Origin of the sequence: Hassallia byssoidea VB512170 (assembly GCF_000817785.2) — a bacterium.
Lineage (GTDB): Bacteria > Cyanobacteriota > Cyanobacteriia > Cyanobacteriales > Nostocaceae > Hassallia > Hassallia carrinoi.
Genome location: NZ_JTCM02000055.1, coordinates 16,283 through 36,542, shown reverse-complemented (window position 1 = coordinate 36,542; position 20,260 = coordinate 16,283). Strand labels below are relative to the sequence as shown.

General features: G+C 41.5%; 22 protein-coding genes. 13 read left to right on the top strand and 9 right to left on the bottom strand.

The window, feature by feature from the left end; genetic code table 11:
- The first annotated feature begins 126 nt into the window (after positions 1 to 126).
- From trmD to larB, 8 genes are all read left to right on the top strand, one after another.
- Positions 127 to 807: a tRNA (guanosine(37)-N1)-methyltransferase TrmD gene (trmD, locus tag PI95_RS21260; RefSeq protein WP_039742078.1), complete on the top strand. Its 681-nt coding sequence runs from the start codon at positions 127 to 129 to the stop codon at positions 805 to 807.
- A gap of 44 nt (positions 808 to 851) precedes the next feature.
- Positions 852 to 1,082, top strand: coding sequence for a hypothetical protein (locus PI95_RS21255; RefSeq protein ID WP_163519059.1), 231 nt, complete (start codon positions 852 to 854; stop codon positions 1,080 to 1,082).
- On the top strand, positions 1,075 to 1,557 hold the full coding sequence (gene ispF, locus PI95_RS21250; RefSeq protein WP_039742075.1) for a 2-C-methyl-D-erythritol 2,4-cyclodiphosphate synthase: 483 nt from the start codon (positions 1,075 to 1,077) through the stop codon (positions 1,555 to 1,557). The genes PI95_RS21255 and ispF overlap by 8 nt, the downstream gene beginning before the upstream one ends.
- Before the next feature lie 81 nt (positions 1,558 to 1,638).
- On the top strand, positions 1,639 to 2,103 hold the full coding sequence (locus PI95_RS21245; protein ID WP_039742072.1) for a hypothetical protein: 465 nt from the start codon (positions 1,639 to 1,641) through the stop codon (positions 2,101 to 2,103).
- A gap of 9 nt (positions 2,104 to 2,112) precedes the next feature.
- Positions 2,113 to 2,460 carry a hypothetical protein gene (locus PI95_RS21240; protein ID WP_236117137.1) on the top strand — a complete coding sequence of 116 codons (348 nt, stop codon included), beginning with the start codon at positions 2,113 to 2,115 and terminating at the stop codon, positions 2,458 to 2,460.
- A 277-nt stretch (positions 2,461 to 2,737) separates the two neighbouring features.
- Entirely contained in the window at positions 2,738 to 4,528 is a 1,791-nt protein-coding gene (locus PI95_RS21230; RefSeq protein ID WP_039743909.1) for an ABC transporter substrate-binding protein, read from the top strand.
- Between the two features lie 24 nt (positions 4,529 to 4,552).
- Positions 4,553 to 4,723 (top strand): hypothetical protein, encoded by a 171-nt coding sequence (locus tag PI95_RS21225; RefSeq protein ID WP_163519058.1) that lies wholly within the window; start codon positions 4,553 to 4,555, stop codon positions 4,721 to 4,723.
- Positions 4,713 to 5,492, top strand: coding sequence for a nickel pincer cofactor biosynthesis protein LarB (gene larB / locus PI95_RS21220; RefSeq protein ID WP_039742069.1), 780 nt, complete (start codon positions 4,713 to 4,715; stop codon positions 5,490 to 5,492). Before PI95_RS21225 ends, larB begins: the two co-directional genes overlap by 11 nt.
- Positions 5,493 to 5,711: 219 nt before the next feature.
- Here the strand turns inward: larB and PI95_RS21215 are convergent, their stop codons facing one another.
- Complete coding sequence (locus PI95_RS21215) at positions 5,712 to 6,983, bottom strand: aspartate aminotransferase family protein (RefSeq protein WP_039742066.1); 1,272 nt, start codon at positions 6,981 to 6,983, stop codon at positions 5,712 to 5,714.
- Between the two features lie 141 nt (positions 6,984 to 7,124).
- Here PI95_RS21215 and PI95_RS35305 point away from each other — a divergent pair, with 141 nt between their 5' ends.
- Positions 7,125 to 7,349 (top strand): hypothetical protein, encoded by a 225-nt coding sequence (locus PI95_RS35305; RefSeq protein WP_052324906.1) that lies wholly within the window; start codon positions 7,125 to 7,127, stop codon positions 7,347 to 7,349.
- On the top strand, positions 7,301 to 8,365 hold the full coding sequence (locus PI95_RS21205) for an NAD-binding protein (protein ID WP_039742064.1): 1,065 nt from the start codon (positions 7,301 to 7,303) through the stop codon (positions 8,363 to 8,365). The genes PI95_RS35305 and PI95_RS21205 overlap by 49 nt, the downstream gene beginning before the upstream one ends.
- A 157-nt stretch (positions 8,366 to 8,522) precedes the next feature.
- Here PI95_RS21205 and PI95_RS21200 read toward each other — a convergent pair whose 3' ends face one another.
- The 8 genes from PI95_RS21200 to PI95_RS21165 all read right to left on the bottom strand — a co-directional run bounded on the left by PI95_RS21200 (position 8,523) and on the right by PI95_RS21165 (position 14,826).
- Positions 8,523 to 9,098, bottom strand: coding sequence for a methylmalonic aciduria and homocystinuria type D protein (locus PI95_RS21200; RefSeq protein WP_039743906.1), 576 nt, complete (start codon positions 9,096 to 9,098; stop codon positions 8,523 to 8,525).
- Between the two features lie 353 nt (positions 9,099 to 9,451).
- Positions 9,452 to 9,658 (bottom strand): hypothetical protein, encoded by a 207-nt coding sequence (locus tag PI95_RS21195; protein ID WP_039742063.1) that lies wholly within the window; start codon positions 9,656 to 9,658, stop codon positions 9,452 to 9,454.
- Positions 9,659 to 9,856: 198 nt separating this feature from the next.
- A complete protein-coding gene (locus PI95_RS21190; protein ID WP_039742061.1) occupies positions 9,857 to 10,510 on the bottom strand; it encodes a MotA/TolQ/ExbB proton channel family protein in 654 nt (217 codons plus the stop codon).
- 65 nt (positions 10,511 to 10,575) lie between these two features.
- A complete protein-coding gene (locus tag PI95_RS21185) occupies positions 10,576 to 11,262 on the bottom strand; it encodes a DevA family ABC transporter ATP-binding protein (protein ID WP_052324856.1) in 687 nt (228 codons plus the stop codon).
- Positions 11,263 to 11,310: 48 nt separating this feature from the next.
- Positions 11,311 to 12,477, bottom strand: a complete 1,167-nt coding sequence (devC, locus tag PI95_RS21180) for an ABC transporter permease DevC (RefSeq protein ID WP_039742057.1) — start codon at positions 12,475 to 12,477, stop codon at positions 11,311 to 11,313.
- A 63-nt stretch (positions 12,478 to 12,540) separates the two neighbouring features.
- Positions 12,541 to 12,864 (bottom strand): DUF2834 domain-containing protein, encoded by a 324-nt coding sequence (locus PI95_RS21175; protein ID WP_039743904.1) that lies wholly within the window; start codon positions 12,862 to 12,864, stop codon positions 12,541 to 12,543.
- A gap of 54 nt (positions 12,865 to 12,918) precedes the next feature.
- Entirely contained in the window at positions 12,919 to 14,208 is a 1,290-nt protein-coding gene (locus tag PI95_RS21170) for an ABC exporter membrane fusion protein (RefSeq protein ID WP_039742055.1), read from the bottom strand.
- Positions 14,209 to 14,217: 9 nt separating this feature from the next.
- On the bottom strand, positions 14,218 to 14,826 hold the full coding sequence (locus tag PI95_RS21165) for a TetR/AcrR family transcriptional regulator (RefSeq protein WP_039742053.1): 609 nt from the start codon (positions 14,824 to 14,826) through the stop codon (positions 14,218 to 14,220).
- A 500-nt stretch (positions 14,827 to 15,326) separates the two neighbouring features.
- On the opposite strand from PI95_RS21165, the gene PI95_RS21160 reads away from it, so the two are divergent.
- From PI95_RS21160 to PI95_RS21150, 3 genes are all read left to right on the top strand, one after another.
- Positions 15,327 to 15,779, top strand: a complete 453-nt coding sequence (locus PI95_RS21160) for a hypothetical protein (protein WP_163519063.1) — start codon at positions 15,327 to 15,329, stop codon at positions 15,777 to 15,779.
- A gap of 24 nt (positions 15,780 to 15,803) precedes the next feature.
- Positions 15,804 to 17,636, top strand: coding sequence for a response regulator (locus tag PI95_RS21155; RefSeq protein ID WP_039742050.1), 1,833 nt, complete (start codon positions 15,804 to 15,806; stop codon positions 17,634 to 17,636).
- 363 nt (positions 17,637 to 17,999) lie between these two features.
- On the top strand, positions 18,000 to 20,249 hold the full coding sequence (locus tag PI95_RS21150; protein ID WP_039742049.1) for an ATP-binding protein: 2,250 nt from the start codon (positions 18,000 to 18,002) through the stop codon (positions 20,247 to 20,249).
- Positions 20,250 to 20,260: the final 11 nt, after the last annotated feature.

Sequence of the window (20,260 nt, the reverse complement as noted above, 5' to 3'; positions counted from 1 at the left end):
GCAGGGGGCAGGGGGCATTGGTAATAATTCTTTTCCCTTTCCCCTTTCCCCTTTTCCCCTTTCCCCTTTCCCCCTCTTTTCCCAGACATGCCAATTTAAGATTAGTGTCCTTGAATACGAATTACTGTGCGCTTTGATATAGTTACGCTATTTCCTGACTCGTTTATTTCTGTTCTCAGTTCTGGGCTGCTGGGTAAAGCCTTAGCCAAAAAAATTGCCGAAATTAATTTGGTTAATCCACGAGACTTTACCACCGACAAGCACCGAAAGGTGGATGATGAACCATATGGCGGTGGAGTGGGAATGCTGATGAAGCCAGAACCCATTTTTAAGGCTGTGGAGTCGCTGCCGATTTTACCCCGCAGAGAGGTTATTTTGATGAGTCCTCAAGGTCAAACGATAAATCAACCGCTGTTACGAGAACTGGCGACAAATTATGACCAGTTAATTGTCATTTGCGGACATTATGAAGGAGTAGATGAGCGGGTGCAGCATTTAGTTACCCGCGAGGTTTCTTTGGGTGATTTTGTTCTCACTGGTGGAGAAATTCCGGCAATGGCTTTGATTAATGGAGTGATGCGGCTGCTTCCCGGAACTGTGGGTAAAGCCGAGTCTTTACAATCAGAAAGTTTTGAGGAAGGATTATTAGACTATCCTCAGTATACCCGTCCGGCGAATTTTCGCGGTTGGAAAGTACCTGATGTGTTACTTAGCGGTAATCATGCAGCGATCGCCAAGTGGCGTTATGAACAACAACTCAAAAGAACACGCGATCGCCGTCCCGATTTGCTGAATTCGGGGGAGTAGGGAATGGGGGGCTTTGGGGTCCCCACGAAGTGGGGTTGGGGGGAATGGGGAGATGGGGGGATGGGGAGAGGGGGGGATGGGGGGATGAGGAGACAAGGAGCACAAGGCAGACAAGCGAGATAATTCTTTCTTTTCCATACCCATTACCCATTACCCATTACCCATTACCCATTACCCATTACCCATTACCCATTACCCATTACCCATTACCCATTACCCATTCCCCCATTCCCCATCAACTATCAACTAACAACCATCAACTAACAAATGACTAATATTCGCATTGGTAACGGTTATGATATTCACCGACTGGTGAGCGATCGCTCTTTGATTTTGGGTGGTGTTAAGATTCCTCACGAAGTTGGTTTGTTGGGACATAGTGATGCTGATGTCCTGACGCACGCGATTATGGACGCGATGTTGGGTGCTTTGTCTTTGGGGGATATTGGACATTATTTTCCCCCTAGCGATGCTCAATGGGCGGGGGCTGATAGTTTAATGTTATTAGCTCAAGTAGATAAACTGATACGCGATCGCGGTTGGCAAATTGGCAATATTGATTCGGTAGTAGTCGCAGAACGTCCAAAGTTAAAACCACATATTGAGAAAATGCGCGACAAACTAGCAGGTGTTTTGCATCTTTCACCGAATCAAGTTGGTATCAAAGCCACTACAAATGAAAAATTAGGTCCGGTGGGACGCGAAGAAGGTATTTGTGCTTATGCTGTTGTTTTGTTAATGGCTGAGTAACTTTATTTAACAGTAGTTAGGATGGGAATTAAAGAGTGCGATCGTATAAAACAAACTTGAACTTGGTAGGAAATTAGAACAATGCAAGCTACAAACTTAGAAGATGTAGACTTCCCTGATTTCGTTGCTTTAGACAAAGATAGGCAAGTTATTCTCATAGCTGAAGTCCAAGGTTTTCCATTTTACTTCAAAACAAAAAGGGCAAAAGAAAATGCTATCTCGCAACTTAGTGATTACTTGCAAGCTGCAAAAACGTTGATTCCTTTTGCCATGCTTGTTGACGTAGAAAATCTTATGATTTTTAAATGGGACGGAAAACATTTATCAGAACCGATTCTTTGTCTTAATACTCCTGATGTGCTGAGTCATTACGAACCAGAATTCAGCAATAAAAAAATATATAATCTTTATCTGAGAGGACTGACAGAAGCTTGGCTGCGTGACTTAGCTTATCATTGGAAATTGGAAATACCACCTTTTACAAAACAGATGGCAAATATTGGTTTATTACAACTATTAGAAGACGGAACTACTCAAGCTTATTAGCAATTGCCAGTGATACTTTACATTGAAACTAATTTTTTGATGGGCATTGCTAAAGGACAAGATCCGCAAGCACAAAATTTACTGCTGAATACGCCTACTTCTATCGCTATAGTAATACCGAGTATTTGTTATGTTGAAGCTCTTACAACATTGGAGCAAAAGGAAAAATACAACGAAGATTTCCTCCGCAGGTTAGATATCCAAATTAATGAAGCCGAGCCAGATAAAACTTCAGAAAAGTCAAGGTTACTACGTTCCTTGCTAAACCAATCTAGAGTGAAATTTCTGGATCGAATAAACGATATTAAAGAACGTTTTGATACAGCGTTTAATCAGCTTAATAAAGACAAAAAATAATTACATTAAATACTGAGATTATTCAGGGGAATCTAAATACAAATATTTTGGATAAACACATTATGGATAAATTGATTTTAGAGTGTATAATTCACCATACACGCTTACATACTAGTGAAACAAAAGTATTTTTAAGTAGCAATTCCAAAGAATTTGGTAAACGGGAAGTTGTAGAAATATTACAAAATAGTGGTATCGAGTATTTTAGCAAAACTCAAAACTTCCTCGGTTGGCTACAATCTCAATTACTTTAGCAAAAGACTCAAATATTGAAACTATGAAATTTTCGAGCATCTTTTCCATAATCAGGCGTTTTCGTTTATCAGTGATTTTGGCTTTAATTACAGCATTTACAGTTAGTGCCTGTAACCCGGCTAATTTTAAAACCGAAGCAGCGCAAGTCCCGCAACTTGTCAGCGCTGCATTGGGTGAACCTTCAACTTTTAACCCAGCGCTGAATGAGTCGGCATATAGCGTTTTTGGTTTTATTTTTGACTCATTGATTTCGCTAAACCCCCTCACCACTAAGCTAGAACCTGCTTTAGCTGAGTCTTGGCAAGTTACTGATAATGGACAGCGGATTGTAATTACCTTACGACCAGGACTTAAGTGGTCAGATGGTCAACCAATGACGGCTGATGATATTCTTTTTACTTACAACGATGTTTACCTAAACCCAAAGATACCTGCACCCAGCAAAGATGCTTTGAGAATTGGTGAAAGCGGTAAATTGCCGACAGTGAAAAAACTCGACGATCGCCGAGTAGAATTTAGAGTACCGGAACCGTTTGCTCCTTTCTTGAACTTGGTAGGTGGAATAGAAATTTTGCCGGCTCATATTCTCAAAAAATCTACCCAAACCAAGGGATCTGATGGCAATCTCCAGTTTCTCTCAATGTGGACAACAGGAACCAATCTTAAAGAAATTGTCGGTAACGGTCCCTATGTAATGGAAAGCTATACTCCCAGTCAGCGAGTGATTTTTAAGCGCAACCCTTACTATTGGCGCAAAGATGCTCAAGGTAATCCTCAACCTTATATTGAGCGAGTTGTTTACCAAATTATTGAATCTACTGATAACCAGTTAATTAGTTTTCGTTCTGGACAATTGGATGATTTGGAAGTAGCTCCGGAAGGGTTTAGTTTGCTGAAGCGAGAGGAAAAGCGAGCGAAATTTCAAATATATAACGGTGGACCAGATACGAGTACAACTTTTATTGCTTTCAATTTAAGTAAAGCTAAAAATGCTCAGGGTCAGCCTTTTGTAGATCCAATTAAGTCTCGCTGGTTTAATAAAAAAGAATTTAGGCAAGCCATAGCTTATGCTCTTGACCGCGAAACGATGAAAACAAACGCTTTTCGGGGATTGGGTGAACTGCAAAATTCCTTTGTTTATGTCAAAAGTCCTTTCTTCTTACCACCAGAAAAAGGCTTAAAGGTTTACAATCACGATCCAGAAAAAGCGAAGAAATTACTTTTACAAGCAGGCTTCAAATATAACTCGGCAAATCAATTAGTTGATGCTGACGGTAATCAAGTTCGATTCACTTTGCTAACAAATTCCGAAAGGAAAGTTAGAGGAGATATGGCAGCGCAAATCAGACGGGATTTGGCGAAACTAGGGATTAGAGTTGATTTGCAAATTCTCAGTTTCAACGCTTATTTAGATAAACTGAAAGTCGCCCAAAATTGGGATTGTTACCTTGGTGGTTTTGCTGGAGGAGGAATTGAACCTCATTCTGCTAGCAATATCTGGAGACTTAATGGCGCATCTCACGCATTTAATATTGCTCCACAACCGGGAAAGTCGGGGATAACTGGTTGGGAAGCTGCTGACTGGGAAAAGCAAATTGACCGCCTTTATATTAAGGGAGCGCAGGAAGTTGATGAAAACAAGCGCAAGCAATATTATTACGAATATCAGCGCATCGCTTCGGAACAGTTGCCGTTTATTCATTTGGTGGAACGGTTGAATTTGCAAGCAGTGCGCGATCGCTTCTCTGGTGTCAAGTACACTGCTCTTGGTGGTCCGTTCTGGAACCTCTACGAATTGAAAGTTACTAATTAGGGAATGGGTAATGGGGAATGGGGAATGGGGAATAGGGAATGGCGAATGGCGAATGGAAATAACTACCAATGCCCTATGACGCGGCTATGCTTCAAGTCGGCATCCCCGCCCAACGCACTGGCTCCCCAATGCCCCATACCCAATGTTCTATGCCCCATGCCCAATTACCAATTACCAATGACCAATGACCGATGAAAAAGATTTGCGATCGCTTTTAGAATCTGTTGCCAATGGTAACGTTACTCCAAATGTGGCGTTAGACAAACTGAAAAACTTGACTTATGAGCCTGTTGGTGAGTTTGCCAAAATCGATCACCATCGTCAACTAAGAACCGGTTTTCCAGAGGTGATTTGGGGACCTGGCAAAACTCCGGCTCAAATTGCCCAAATTATGGAAGTGATGCGCTTGCGTAACCCGGTAGTGATGGCTACGCGAATTGAACCAGAAGTTTACACTGCACTTAAAGCAAAAATTTCCGGTTTGCGATACTTCGACTTGGCGCGAATTTGTGCTATAATTCCCCCGACTATTGAACCTCAGTATTCTGGTAATATTGGCATTCTTTCGGCTGGTACTGCCGATCTACCTGTGGCTGAAGAAGCTGCTGTCACCGCTGAACTTTCTGGTTTCCGCGTAGAACGCCTTTGGGATGTCGGTGTTGCCGGTATTCACCGCTTGCTGAATAACCGCCATGTCATCGAATCGGCTTCGGTGTTAATTGTCGTGGCGGGGATGGAAGGCGCTTTACCCAGTGTAGTCGCGGGTTTGGCAGATTGTCCGGTAATTGCCGTTCCCACTAGCATCGGTTACGGTGCAAGTTTTGGTGGGTTAGCGCCCCTCTTGACAATGCTCAATTCATGTGCTGCGGGAGTTGGGGTAGTGAATATTGATAATGGCTTTGGTGCAGCAGTTTTAGCAGGGCAGATTTTGCGGACTGCGAATAAGTTGGGGACTGGGGATTAGGGACGCTTGGACTGGGGGAGTGGGGGAGAGGGGGGACAAGGGGGACAGGGGGGACAAGGGGGACAGGGGGGACAAGGAGGACAAGGGGACAAGGGGACAAGGGGAAAGGGAAAGAATTATTACCAATGCCCAATGCCCAATGCCCTTCGGACGGCAGGTGCAGATAGCGCTCTTAACCCGCGCAACGCACAGCCAAACCTATGCCCAATGCCCCATGCCCTATGCGGTTACAGTTGCGATCGCCTTTTCAAGAGCAAGCATAGCTATTTCTACTTCTTTTTCTGTCACAATCAAGGGTGGAACAAAGCGGAGAACTTTGGGTCCTGCGGGTACGAGTAATAAGCCTTCGTCCATTGCGGCTTTGACGATATCACCTGCGGTTAGCTGAATATCTGCTTGCAACTCCATCCCGTTGATTAAACCCCAACCGCGTACTTCGGTAATTATATGGGGATATTTGGTGGCGATCGCTTTCAATCCATCTCGCAATTGTTCGCCCCGATCTTGCACATTCTGTAAAATATTCTCTTGTTCTAATGTCTGACAAACGGAGAGCGCGACTCCACAGGCAAAAGGATTGCCACCGAAGGTGCTAGCATGTTCCCCAGGTTGGAAAACATCGCAAAATGACTTGCTCATCATTGCGCCGATGGGGATACCACCACCTAAGCCTTTAGCACTGGTGAAAATATCTGGCTCAACGCCAAGATTTTCGTAACCCCATAATTTACCGCTGCGTCCCATCCCGACTTGCACTTCATCGAAAATCAGCAAAATGCCGGTTTCATCACATATTTTCCGCAGTTTTTGGAAGTAAGTAACGTCACCCGGACGCACACCGCCTTCTCCTTGCAATGGCTCAATTAAAATCGCCGCCACGCGATAATCACCTTCATCAAGTTCGCTAATTGCAGCTTCGACTGCGGCAATATCGTTGTAAGGTACATAGTGGAATCCCGGCATCAAGGGGTCAAAGTTTTTTTGATACTTCGGCTGTCCCGTAGCGGTAACTGTCGCCAAAGTTCTTCCGTGGAAACTGGCATGAGCTGTGAGAATTATTGGTTTGTCAATATGCAACACAGTATGTGCGTATTTTCGCGCAAGTTTGATTGCAGCTTCATTTGCTTCCGCGCCGGAATTGCAGAAAAACGCGCGATCGCTACAAGAATGTTCAACGATCCATTTTGCTAATTCCGCTTGTTCGGGGATGTAGTACAAATTAGAAACGTGGTGCAGCTTTTGAATTTGCTTTGTCACCGCTTCTACTAATACTGGGTGGGCATGTCCTAGGGTGCAAGTAGCAATTCCGGCGACAAAATCCAGATATGAGCGCCCTTGTGTATCCCAAACGCGGCATCCTGCACCTTTTTCTAAGGCTAGGGGAAACCGCGCATAAGTGGACATGACGACTTGATCGAAGCTATCTGTATCAAAGGGGCTAGATTGTGCAGAACTTGAGTGTGGGGGTGTTGTTTGTTGTAAAGTTTGCATACTTACGCTTCGCCACTCCTGAAAGTTTTTTATCGTATAGTCATTTACTAGTTTGATAGAAATTACGAAAAATTTCTTATTATTTGGGAATTGGGCATTGGGCATTGGGGAGTGGCGAGTGGGGGAGTGGGGGAGTGGGGAGTGGAGAGTGGGGAGTGGGGAGTGGGGGGACAAGGGGGACAATTCTTTTTTTGCGATTACCAATTACCAATTACCGATTACCAATTACCGATTACCAATTACCGATTACCGATTACCAATTACCAATTACCCATTGCCCATTGCCCCTTGCCCAATGCCCCAAATGGTGAAAAACTGTGTATTCAACGCTTGAGCAAAAATATCGTCGCATCCAAAAAGAGTTGATGGCAGGAATCGCTGCCCTCGGTGGTATCTTCATCATTGGGACTTTATGGTACAGCTTAGTAGAAAAGTGGAGTTGGGAAGATGCAGCTTATATGACGGTGATCACCTTAGCTACTGTGGGCTATGGTGAGACACACCCCTTAGGAAACCGAGGACGGTTGTTTACGATCGCCTTAATTTTAATGGGTGTGATCGCAATCGGTTATATCGTCAATAGATTTACAGAAGCTGTAATTCAAGGTTATTTTCAAGAAGGAATTCGATTACGACAACACCGGCGTTTAATGGAATCCTTGTCAGAACATTACATCCTTTGTGGATTTAGTCGAACTGGTCGTCAAATTGCCAAAGAGTTTCGGGCAGAAGGCGTACCTTTTGTAATTATTGATTCGGAGATTGAATCGGTGCGAAAAGCACAATCGGAAGGTTTTACATTATACCAAGGCGATGCCACGTTGGATGAAACTCTCTATAAGGTTGGCATTGAACGGGCAATTTGTATTGTCGCAGCACTGCCTTCTGATGCCGAAAATTTATATACAGTACTTTCAGCAAAAACACTGAATCCAAATATTAGGGCGATCGCCCGCGCCAGTACAGAAGAAGCTGTGCAAAAATTACAACGTGGGGGTGCTGATGCGGTGATTTCTCCTTATATTACTGGGGGTAAAAGAATGGCAGCAGCTGCCCTCAGACCGCAGGTAATGGATTTTGTTGATGGTATTCTCACAGGTGCAGACCGACAACTATATATGGAAGAAGTTTTGCTCGATCCGGCAATTTGTCCGTATCTCGGTGAAACTTTGCAGAAAGCAAGATTGCGATCGCAAACTGGGGCATTAATTCTGGCAATTCGTCGCACCGATGGCACTCTCATCGGCGGTCCCACAGGCGATACTATTTTATTACCTGGAGATTTGCTGATTTGCATGGGTACAGCTGAACAATTGCGTAGCCTAAACCAAATTCTCGGACCAATTGGTTCTCAGAAAGTGCGTAAACCGAAAAATAGCTGATGAGGAGTCGAGGAGTGGGGGTGTGGAGGAGTGGGGGTGTGGGGGAGATGAGGGAGACAAAAATAATCAACAATTAACAACTAACCACTAGCAACTAACCACTAGCAACTAACCACTAACAATTAACCACTAGCAACTAACCACTAACAACTAACCACTAACTACTAACTAATGACTCTTGACCGACCTCTTGCCAACCATGCATGGGGGCTATGCTTTTAGTTACTGATTCGATGAGCGTTGGGGGAGCTTCTGATATTAAAATACTTGGATAAACTGCCATACCCCAATTGGGATGAATTAAGACACGGCATTTATTCTTCAGCACTGGATAGTTAAGTAAAGCTTTGACAACGGCAGTGTCGTCGTGGGGAATTTGTCCGGGATGGGAAAGTAAGGGATAGCCGGTGCGGGGGTCGATTATGTCTGTGAGATAACTCCGATCGCGCAAATTAAAAGCAACGTCACAGCCAAACCTCATAAATTTTTCCCGCAAGCGTTCTTTTTCTTTCTCTATTGTATTCGTACTTTCTACTAATTGATATCGCGATCGCTGTAAGACAATCACCACCCAAAAAGACGGCTGGTTTTTCCAATCTGGTAATATCCGTTCGCGGTTGGCACAGATATACTGACTGGGCAAATGAATCGAAATCTGAACTGCTTGTCCCGGTTTGCCAACTAAATTAATGGGACAGCCTTGCTCCGAAGTGTAAACGTTGGGGTAGTTCACTACATTTATTCGGTTTTTGCAAGTTTTGTATTTAAATCCTTGGTTTCGATGATAACTCTTAAACATTCATAAAAATCATCAATTTTACATAATATGTTATGTTTCTTTGGATTCATTGTTACTAAAATCTAAATTTTTAATCGCACTTTTATCGTTTCTTAACTTCTTCTGATAGTACTTACTTATATTCCGAGGCAATTTCCGGATTTATACAACGCTATATAGTTAGAGACGCTCATGGATAACTTTGCCTTCATCATAAGCGAAGCGATGCATCTCTAACTCCACGCATTCACAGCACACACCTGATAATGGATGAAAAAAAAAGCATTCCTTGGATAAGAGCAAGTAAATTAATTCAGTTTTAAAGCATTGACAGGAACTTCATCCCAAGAATCAACTGTTCGCAATCGCGCTAGCCAACCAGTTGCTTTTTGCATCTGAGTCAAATTATTCTCAAAAGATTCATGACAATCTTTTGCTTGGGACTCATCACAACAGGCTATACAAGCATGAATCATGCCAGACGGATCAATTTGCTCGTTTACCCAAATAGTCATGGTGTATCCTCTCAAAATCTTTTGCTAAAAAAGGAATTTGTCATTTTAGAATACTACGAGATGGGGCATGGGGAATGGGGAATGGGGAATGGGGAATGGGTAATGGGGGAATGGGGAATGACCAATTACCAATTACCAATGACCAATTACCAATGACCAATGCCCAATACCCTGTTGATTTAAGATGGCAAATCTGGTTCATATTGAAGGTGCATAAGGCTTTTCTCCTCGTTCATAGCGACGACGGTAAAGCAATTCTAACTGTCCGCCATTCTCCTGAATCATGGCGATTTGTCGCTGGTAAAGTCCTCGGAAGGTGTTAGCAAATAACAGTGTAAAGATAGCAACTACTAAGCCTGATGCGGTAGAAATTAAAGCTTCACTAATCCCACTGGTAACACCCGCTGTTTGAGAACCTCCCACATCACCAATATTTAAAGAGGCAAAAGAAGCAATTAATCCTAAAACGGTTCCCAAAAGACCTAACAAAGGTGCAAGGCTAATAATTGTGTCGAAGATGTTTTGAAATCGTTTGAGTAAAGGTATCTCGGCTTGCGCTGCTGTTTCTAATGCTAAACGAAAGTCTTCTGGTGTGGCTTCTTCTAATTCTAAAGCTGCTAAAAAAATGCGGGCGATGGGCAAGTTAGTATTTTGCCGTAATGTCTCGATCGCACTAACTACATTATTCAGACGATAAAAATTCAGCACTTCTTGCACCATCCGGCGTTGGCGGCTAACCAATATTACCCAAAACCTCATACGCTCAATAATCAACGCCACCGCCAACACGCTAAACCCCAGCAGGGGTAACATAACCACGCCACCTGCTGTAAATATATTATTAATTGCCATCAGCTGTTTTTAGAACGAATCAATGCACACCTAGAGTAACAGATTGCTTTATAGCATATGATGGATCATCCTTCATCTTTTAGTTGACCATCTTCCATATAAATGATGCGATCGGCAATATCAAGGATGCGGTTGTCATGAGTAACCAGCAAAATTGTACAGCCTTGTTCTTTTGCTAGCTTTTGCATCAATTCGACGACATCGCGTCCAGATTTTTTGTCGAGTGCAGCGGTGGGTTCGTCTGCTAAAACTATTTTAGGTTGGCTGATCAAGGCACGAGCGATCGCTACTCTTTGTCTTTGTCCACCTGAGAGATTTTCTGGGTAATAATTCGCACGATTTCCCAAACCTACTGTTTCTAACATGGCAAGCGCTTTGCCATCTATATCTTGATTTAACATTTCGTCATGTAACTCTAGTGACATTCGCACGTTTTCTTTGGCTGTCAAGAATGTCATCAGGTTATGCGCTTGGAAAATATAGCCAATCTGCCGCCGAATTTGAGTTAACTGCTTTTTGTTTGCCTTGCACATTTCTTCTGATAATATTTTTAGGCTACCTTCTTGAGCAGAACGCAGTCCACCCATCAGGGACAATAGTGTGGTTTTTCCGGAACCACTTGGACCTGTCATAATTACTATGTCGCCTGCATAAATTTCTAAGTTAATGTCGAATAATGCTTGTTTGCGAAGTTCTCCACTACCAAAGTAATGGTTGAGGTTTTGGACGGAGATGACTCTTTGTGTTGACATGGAATTTTTCTCACGCAAAGGCGCAAAGACGCAAAGGAAGAAGGTAAGTTAGAAGATATCGGCGGGATCAGCGGCTTGTAGTTTTCGCATGGCGATCGCACCAGATGCACTACACATGACTACGGTTAAAATAAATACACTGATGGCGCGACTGAGTGTCATCCCAATCGGTAGGAGTGTCGCTGCATAAGTCAGTTGATAAAGTCCGATGGATATCGCAAATCCGGGAATATACCCTAATACTGCTAACAGCAGTGCTTCTTGTAACAAGACACCGAGGAGGTAGCGATCGCTATAACCCATTGCTTTTAATGTGGCATATTCTGGTAAATGATTTGTCACGTCGGTGTAGAGTATTTGATAAACAATCACAATACCGACGATAAAGCCGACTACTACACCAAGTCCGAAAATAAAGCCTATTGTGCCTTGGCTTTCCCAGTAATATCTCTCAACTGCAATAAAGTCTTCGCGAGTCAAAACTTTGACATCGTTCGGCAGGGCGGCAATAAGCTGCACTTTAGCTATGTTAGGATTTATACCTGATTTCAGTTGGATTAAACCTACGTCTATTTGATGCGGTTGACGTTCGGGAAACAACTTCAAAAATGTGGAATCGCTGGTAATAACGTTACCATCAGCACCAAAGGATGTCCCAAGAGTAAAGAGTCCTGTTACTTGAATGTTTTGGTTATTCAATTCTGTTTCTATTGTCTCATGCTTTTGCTTATTGTTGGCGATCGCCCCATATTCGGGACGAGAAGCGCGATCGAATAATACGTTATTTAGAAGTTTTAACTCTGTCGCATTTTGTCTAACTTCTGGTAGTTTAAAGCTGGGGGCTTCAGGTTCTATTCCCCATATTAGAATCGCCCGATTTAAGCGAGTCTGAGCATTTTTCCATTGTCCCATACCAATATAAATTGAACTGACTGCTTCAACATTTTCCGAAGCTAATGTTTGATACAATCGTTCTCTAGGAAAGCTTTTCGGTGAGGCTAAAGTTTGAAATTGGGGATTAATAACTACTAAATCTGCTTGTAGTAAGCTATGCGGTAGCGTAGCGCTGTCATAAAGCGAGTCTTGTAAGCCCAATTGACTAAACATTAACATGTCTGCAAAGGCGATCCCAGCCGCTGCAATTATCAGACGAGTTTTTTCTTTCATTAACTGCCGCCACGCTAGCGGAGTTTTCCGAAATAGTTTGGAAAGCATATTATAATCCTAAATTTTGATAACTTCGTAGTCGGCGCTTCAGCGCTGAAGCGCCGACTACAATTAGTCAGTTTGCTGTTCAACTTGGCGCTGTCGAATTAATAGAAACAATGGCAAACCAAACGAAACGCCAACCAAAAGATTGCAGACAACGTAAACCCAGAGATATCGCATTTTCAAACGTGTTCCTTCCCAAAATACAAATGTCCAGAGGACTAGGGATGACACCGCAACATCCATGCCAAAAAATCCAGAAATTCGGTTAGCAAAAAGCTGTTCAAAAAACAGCTTTATATCAAGTCCATGTTCTAAAAGAAACGGAACGAACTGAGAATAGGGCAAAACAAAACCAAGGATGCAAAGTATTAAGTAGAAACTTTGAAGCATATTAAACTCCTCCATTTATATCAAACATTCGTTATAAATCAGTTTATTGAAAATTTACAACTCAATTGCTGTCTGCACTTGCAAGTTAGTAAAACCTGCAACTCGCTGACTATCTTCTCTTTGAAGGCGAATTTTTACTTCAATTACGCGGCGATCTAAATTTTCTCCTGGCTGATTACTGAACACGTTTTGCCGATTTACCTGCAAGCCAATTTGAGAAACGGTGCCGCGCAGTTTACCAGAAAACGCCTGACTGGTAATTATAGCTTGCTGTCCGAGTTTAACTTTACTAATATCGGTTTGATAAACTTCTGTAACTGCAACCATCTTGTCAGTTTGCGCTAAGTCTGCAATGCCAGCATCATTAATCTTTTCTCCGATTCGCGTGTTAATTTTGAGAATCTTTCCTGTTATTGGTGCTTTGATATAAGCTGCTTCTAAGTCGGTTTTGGCACGTTTGGCTGAAGCGATCGCATTATCAACTTCTGTTTGCGCTGCTTGCACATCTACCGCACGAACTTCGGCAATACTATTAAATGTGGCTTTGGCTTCGCTAATTTGTTTGTCACCAGTAGCGTTAATTCGGTTGAGTGTGGCTTTGGCTTCGCTGATTTGCTTGTTACCAGTTGCGTTGATTCGGTTGAAAACGGCTTTCGCTTCGTTTAGTTGCTGTTTGCTAGTTTCTACACTCAAGCGCTTGCTATCAAACAAAGAGTTAGAAATTGCACCTTCTTTATATAATTGTTGATAGCGCTGATATTCAGCTTCGGCGTTATTAAGTTCTGCTTCAAGTTTTCTAATTGTTGCTTGTTGGGCGATGTTGTCTCCTTGTAATTGCGCTTTTAATCGAGCTATAGTTTCAACTTGAGCGATTTTATCACCTTGCAATTGCGCCTGCAACCGCTCAACATTTGCCTGTTGTGCTTGAATTTCTCCGGTTTTTGCGCCAGCTTTCACTTGTGCGAGTTTCGATGAAGCTACATTTATTTGTTGTTGAGTTTGTTGCAAAGCATCTTGCAAGCGATCGCGTGAATCGAGAATTGCCACAACTTGTCCTGCTTTCACAGTATCACCAACTCTAACCAATATTTTGGCAATGCGATCGCCATCTAAAGCTAGAGGTGCAGACAACTTAATTACCTCTGCTTCTGGTTCAAGTCGTGCTAACGCTGTTACTTTTTGAGCGCGAGGTATAGTTTCTACTTTACTAGATGTAGAATTGTCAGCAACCCCAAATTGAGAAACACCATAAAGAGCTATTCCGCCTGCGATCGCACTTGCAGCAACTATTATACCAATCAACCAGTGACGATTTGCAGCTTTGAATAAAAGATTTGTACTCATAATTTTTCCCTAACTTTCGTACAGACGTTCCACCGGAACGTCTCTACTATTTTCTTTCTCTAAATATGCAGTTAGCATCTTGCCCAATAAAGCGCATTGTTCGGGAATCGAAACCATTTCATTATTCAAGAGACGCTCGAAGATTAAGCCATCAATAAACGAGTAGATAAAGGCGGCAATTACTGGATCTTGAATACCTAAAAAATCATATATTGCTTGCTTATATCTCTCGTTTATGCGATTAAATGCGTCAACATTTTCCATACCTTTAAAGTTTTGATGCTGACAAAAATCAACTAATAAATAAGTCCATTTAATCAAGTAATCCTCTTTTTTGATGATGAATTTGCCAATAATTTCCAGCTGTTCTGGCAGCGTTTGCGTTCCTGACAACTCAGCCGTTGCCATCGACACATCTTGTTGACATATTTCTTCCATTAATTGCTCAAATAAAGCTTGCTTGCTGGGAAAATAATGATACAGCGTCCCCGTGGAAACTCTTAAGCCTTCGGCAATTTGGCGCATGGTAATTGAGCCATAACCTTTCTCGGCAAATAAATCAAAGCATTTGCTAAGTAGTTCTTTGCGATATTGGTCATGGTCAACAATTTTCGGCATTAGTCTTTTTTTATATCGAACGGTCGTTATTTATAAATATAATATGCTTTTTACAGTGTTGTCAAGGAAACGGGAAGGGGGGAGGGGGAGACAAGGGGGAGGGGGGACAAGGAGAATTTTCTAAGTCCCCTTGTCTGCTTGTCTTTTTGTCTGCTTGTCTTTTTGTCTCCTTGTCTCCAATTCTTTCTTCCGCATTACCAATTAGCTATTACCGATTACCGATTACCAATTACCGAGATCGAAAAGTTTTCCCACATAATCTCAAGCTTTATCTTCGACTCTTCATCATTTCCTCATTTTTATCCTCTAGCTTTCGGGAGATGACAACTTACTCAAGTAAGAGGTTTTCTATGAACGGCTTATGTGTTTCAGTGGGCGAAGTCTTCCCTAGACAAATGTGGACAGGCTTCATCAAAAATACTCGTGGGTGGTTGCGGATCTACAAAACAAGCCTGTCCACATTTGTCGTGGGTTATTGCAGGGCTAAAAACTCTACTAAATTGCTGAGACTACTTTTGTCTGTGCGGGTAAATAGCAGCACCCAGTTAGAGATCGCTAAGATTATAAATCTTAGTCCTGAGTTAAAAATCCTGAAAAGCCTAAGTAAGCGACTTGCTTTTCAGCATTTAGGACTAATGAAAAATATTGCCAATTGGTGGTACTTTGATCCGGTTGTTTTTCCTAATAAGCCTTCGTTATTTGCAGTGATTCCAGAAGCTTTATTAGCGATTCAGTCATTAGCTCAAAAGTGCCATGAAATAGCAGTTTACCTGACGACAGGGACTCTTGAGGGGGATATCGAGAGAGAAAGGGTAACGCTACAGGGTAAGAGTAAGCAAGCTTCTACTTATTATCCTTACTTTTACTCGAAAAATGTGCGATCCCTTTCTTTGATTCCTCAATTTTCCACCCTTGACACTTTATCAGAATTAACAGTCCAGCAAATGAGTTAATACTCGGCTATGACGGAGTATGACATGAAAATTCTAGTAGTGGAGGACGATCAGCCTACTGCTTCGATGGTGTCAGAAGTACTCAGATCCCATAACTATATAGTTGATACGATCGCCGAAAGTCAAACAGCTTTGCAACTAGTGCGAGGCTTTGCATACGATCTGATCGTTCTGGATATAGTTTTGCCTGGGTTGGATGGTATTAGTGTTTGTCGTCAATTGCGATCTAGCGGGTATCAAATGCCGATTCTGCTATTAACTGTCAAAGATAGCAGCACTGATAAGGCGATGGGCTTAGATGCAGGTGCTGATGATTACATGGTCAAACCTTTTGACGTGTCAGAATTAATCGCCCGCGTTCGCGCTTTATTGCGACGAGGAAGTAATATTTTAGCGACCGTACTGACTTGGGGAAAACTACAACTTGACACCAGTAGCAGCAAAGTTGTTTATGAAGGGAGGCTTTTACGACTGACAGCAACAGAATATCGTTTATTACATCTTTTTTTGCGAAATCCGCAACGTATATTTAGCCGGAGTATGATTTTAGACCGCCTTTGGTCGATTGCCGAGTATCCGGGTGAAGATGCGGTGACAACTCACATCAAAAAACTTCGCCAGAAATTAAAAGCAGCAGGAATGACTGCTGATTTAATTGAAACAATCTACGGCTTAGGATATCGCCTTTTACCTCCACCAGAACAGACACCTGCACCTGAGTCGTCCGCAGCTTCTACTGATGCCGACAGGCAACAGGCTGAAAATATGGTGATAGAATCTGTTAACACTATTTGGCAGCGCAACAAGGAGAGTTTTACTTGTCAGGTGGCATTATTTGAGCAGGTGGTTGCAGCTTTGATGACAGACACCATCACCTTGCAAATCCAACACTCAGCAAAGCTAGAAGCTCATAAAATGGCTGGTTCATTGGGTTCTTTTGGCTTTAATGAAGGTTCGAGATTAGCACGCGAGATTGAACAGTTGCTAGAAAGTGAAGCAATAAAACAACAAGCAACACAACTACAGCAACTAGTTAGTTTATTGCAACAAGAACTAGAAAAGCCACCAACTTTAAGTGCTGTTGCACCTGTTTTGGAGGAGCAATCTGCTTTAATACTGATAATTGATGACGATCGCTCATTAATTGAACAACTCACCCAATCGGCATACGCCTTAAATTTGCGCGTAGAAGTAGCGAATTCTTTGGCTGCTGGTAGAGAAGCGATCGCTCAAAATCCCCCGGACGCGATTTTGCTCAATCTGATTTTTGCTAACACCAATGAGAATGGACTGACGCTACTGGCTGAACTCGCACAAAGTAAATCTCCAATCCCGGTGTTAGTATTGACCATCAGGGGTAGCTTGCTTGACCGAGTTGAAGTAGCTCGTTTAGGCGCTCGTGCCTTTTTACACAAGCCTATAGACCCAGAGCAAATCCTCAAAGCTGTCACCCAGATACTCAATCAAGCTACCGCAACTGAAGCCAGAGTTTTAATCGTGGATGATGATCCCCAAGTACTGACAACCTTAAGCGATTTACTACAACCTTGGGGACTTGATGTCACAACTTTAGAAGATCCGCAAAATTTCTGGGAAGTGCTAACTACCACAGTTCCCGACCTACTAATTTTAGACGCTTCTATGCCTACCTTCAGCGGCATAGTTCTTTGTCAAGTGGTACGTCAAGATCCTCATTGGGGAGATCTACCCATCGTCGTACTGACATCTGACACAAATGCTGATACGATACGTGAAGTATTTGCCGCAGGTGCAGATGATTATGTAGGTAAACCGATTGTGGAACCAGAACTTATTACTCGGATTATCAGCCGTTTAAAACGGGTACAACTGTGGTAAAAGAAACTTTTGAGTCCTGAGTTACGAGTCGGAGAAAGTTTAGAAATCTTGAGTTCTGAGTCTTGAGTTTTAAATTTTGACTAATTTATTTAACTTAACACTCAATACTCAACACTTAATAGTTAACACTTAATACTCTAACTCTGCTCTCAGCACTCGTAGTGATATTATTTATATTATTAATTGTTAATTTAAAATTAATCTTGCTTTGATTGGCAATGAGAAACAGTCTTTGACTAACATCGAATAGCTATATTATCAAAAATAAGAGCGTAAAATTTATCGTACAGACTTTTCATGAAACGTCTCTACATTGCTGATCTAAAAACGCTATACTAATCCTATTTCAATGTTAAAAGTTTAATGATTATGCAGATAAATGTAGATTTAACTAACTGCGATCGCGAACAAATTCACATTCCAGGTTTAATTCAACCATACGGTATTCTTTTTGTTTTACAAGAACCAGAATTTACTATTTTACAAGTTAGCAAAAATACTTTTGATTTGATTGGTATTCATCCCCAAGAATTGCTAGGCAAACAACTTAAAGAATTACTGGATGTCGAGCAAATTTCTCATATTAAACAATGTTTTTCTACCGATTTTGAAAGCATCAATCCCGTAAAAATATCTTTGGCAACTCCAAATAATACTTTCTTCTTTGATGGAATTATACATCATTCTCAAGATGTTGTAATTCTGGAATTATTGCCTGTTACATCACAAGATAATCAAGATTTTTTTACTTTCTATCAGTTAGTCAAAGCCCCTCTTAAGCAAATACAAAATACACTGACTTTACAAGATTTATGTCAAGTTTTAGCCAAACAAGTGCGAACAATTACAGAATTTGACCGAGTTATGATCTATCGATTTGATGAGGAAGGCGCTGGTAAGGTCATAGCCGAAGATAAATTAGAAGATTTGGCTCCTTATTTGAGTTTACACTATCCTGCATCAGATATTCCCAAACAAGCAAAGCAATTATACATTCTAAATTGGCTGCGGTTAATTCCTAATGTTAATTATCAACCAGTAGAACTGATTCCCACTCATAATCCAGTTACTAATGAACCAGTAGATTTAAGTTATTCAGTCTTGAGGAGTGTTTCTCCCATACATGTTGAGTATTTGCAGAATATGGGCGTTACCGCTTCGATGTCAATTTCTTTAATCAAAAATAAAAAATTATGGGGATTGATTGCCTGTCACAATAATACACCTAAGTATGTACCTTATTATATACGCACTGCCTGCGAATTTTTGGGACATGTAATGTCTTTAGACATTGGGACAAAAGAAGAAAATGAAGACTTAGATTACAAACTCAAACTCAAGACAATTCAATCGAAGTTTGTTGAGGCTATTTCCGAAACCAAAAATTTGGTAGATGCTTTAATTGAGCAGAAAAATGAATTATTAGAATTAGTCAGCGCTGAAGGTGTTGCTGTCTGCTTGAATCAAGAATTGCTATTATTTGGCAAAACACCATTAAAAGCGGAAATTCAAGACTTAATAAACTGGTTAGCGACGCCAATTAATAATGATAACGTTTTTTATACAGATTCACTAGTAAAAGTTTATCCCGCATCAGAAAATTTTCAAGATGTTGCTAGTGGAATGTTAGCACTTGCCATTGCTCAAAGTCAAAAACATTGGATTTTGTGGTTTCGTCCAGAAGTGATTCAAACTTTAAAATGGGGGGGTAATCCCAACAAACCAGTGGAAGTTGACGAAAATGGTAGTTTGCATTTATCACCGCGTAAATCTTTTAAAATGTGGCAAGAAACGGTACGATTTAAGTCTTTACCTTGGAGAAAATGTGAAATTGATGGTGCTTTAGAACTTAAAAGCGCTATTGTAGCAATGGTACTCAAAAAAGCGGATGAATTAGCAAAAATTAATGTCGAATTAGAACGCAGTAACAGAGAATTAGATGCTTTTGCTTACATTGCTTCTCATGATTTAAAAGAACCGCTACGAGGAATTCACAACTACTCAACATTTCTGATTGAAGATTACGCTGATTCGCTAAATGAAGATGGAGTTTCCAAACTGCAAACTCTGGTGCGTCTGACTCAGCGAATGGAAGATTTGATTAATTCTCTACTGCATTTTTCTCGTTTAGGACGAGTCGAACTAGTAATGCGACGAACTAACTTGAACGAATTAGTAGAAAGTGTGATAGAAATATTAAAAATTAGCCTAAAAGAAACGTCTAATGTAGATATTTGCATTTGCCGACGATTACCAGATGTGAAATGCGATCGCATCCAGATGAGCGAAGTATTTAGTAATTTAATCAGCAATGCGATTAAATACAACGATAAAGCGAATAAATCAGTAGAAATTGGCTTTTTAGACCAAGAAACAACAAACCAACCCACAATCACTTTCTATGTGCGAGACAATGGTATAGGAATTAGGCAAAAACATCTAGATAATGTTTTTCGCATTTTCAAACGTCTGCACGCAGCAAGTCAATATGGTGGTGGTACCGGCGCCGGCTTAACTATTGCCAAAAAAATTGTCGAGCGCCACGGGGGCAAAATTTGGGTAGAATCTACTTATGGGGAAGGTAGCACTTTCTATTTCACATTACCAAGTTGAGGTAAGTAAGT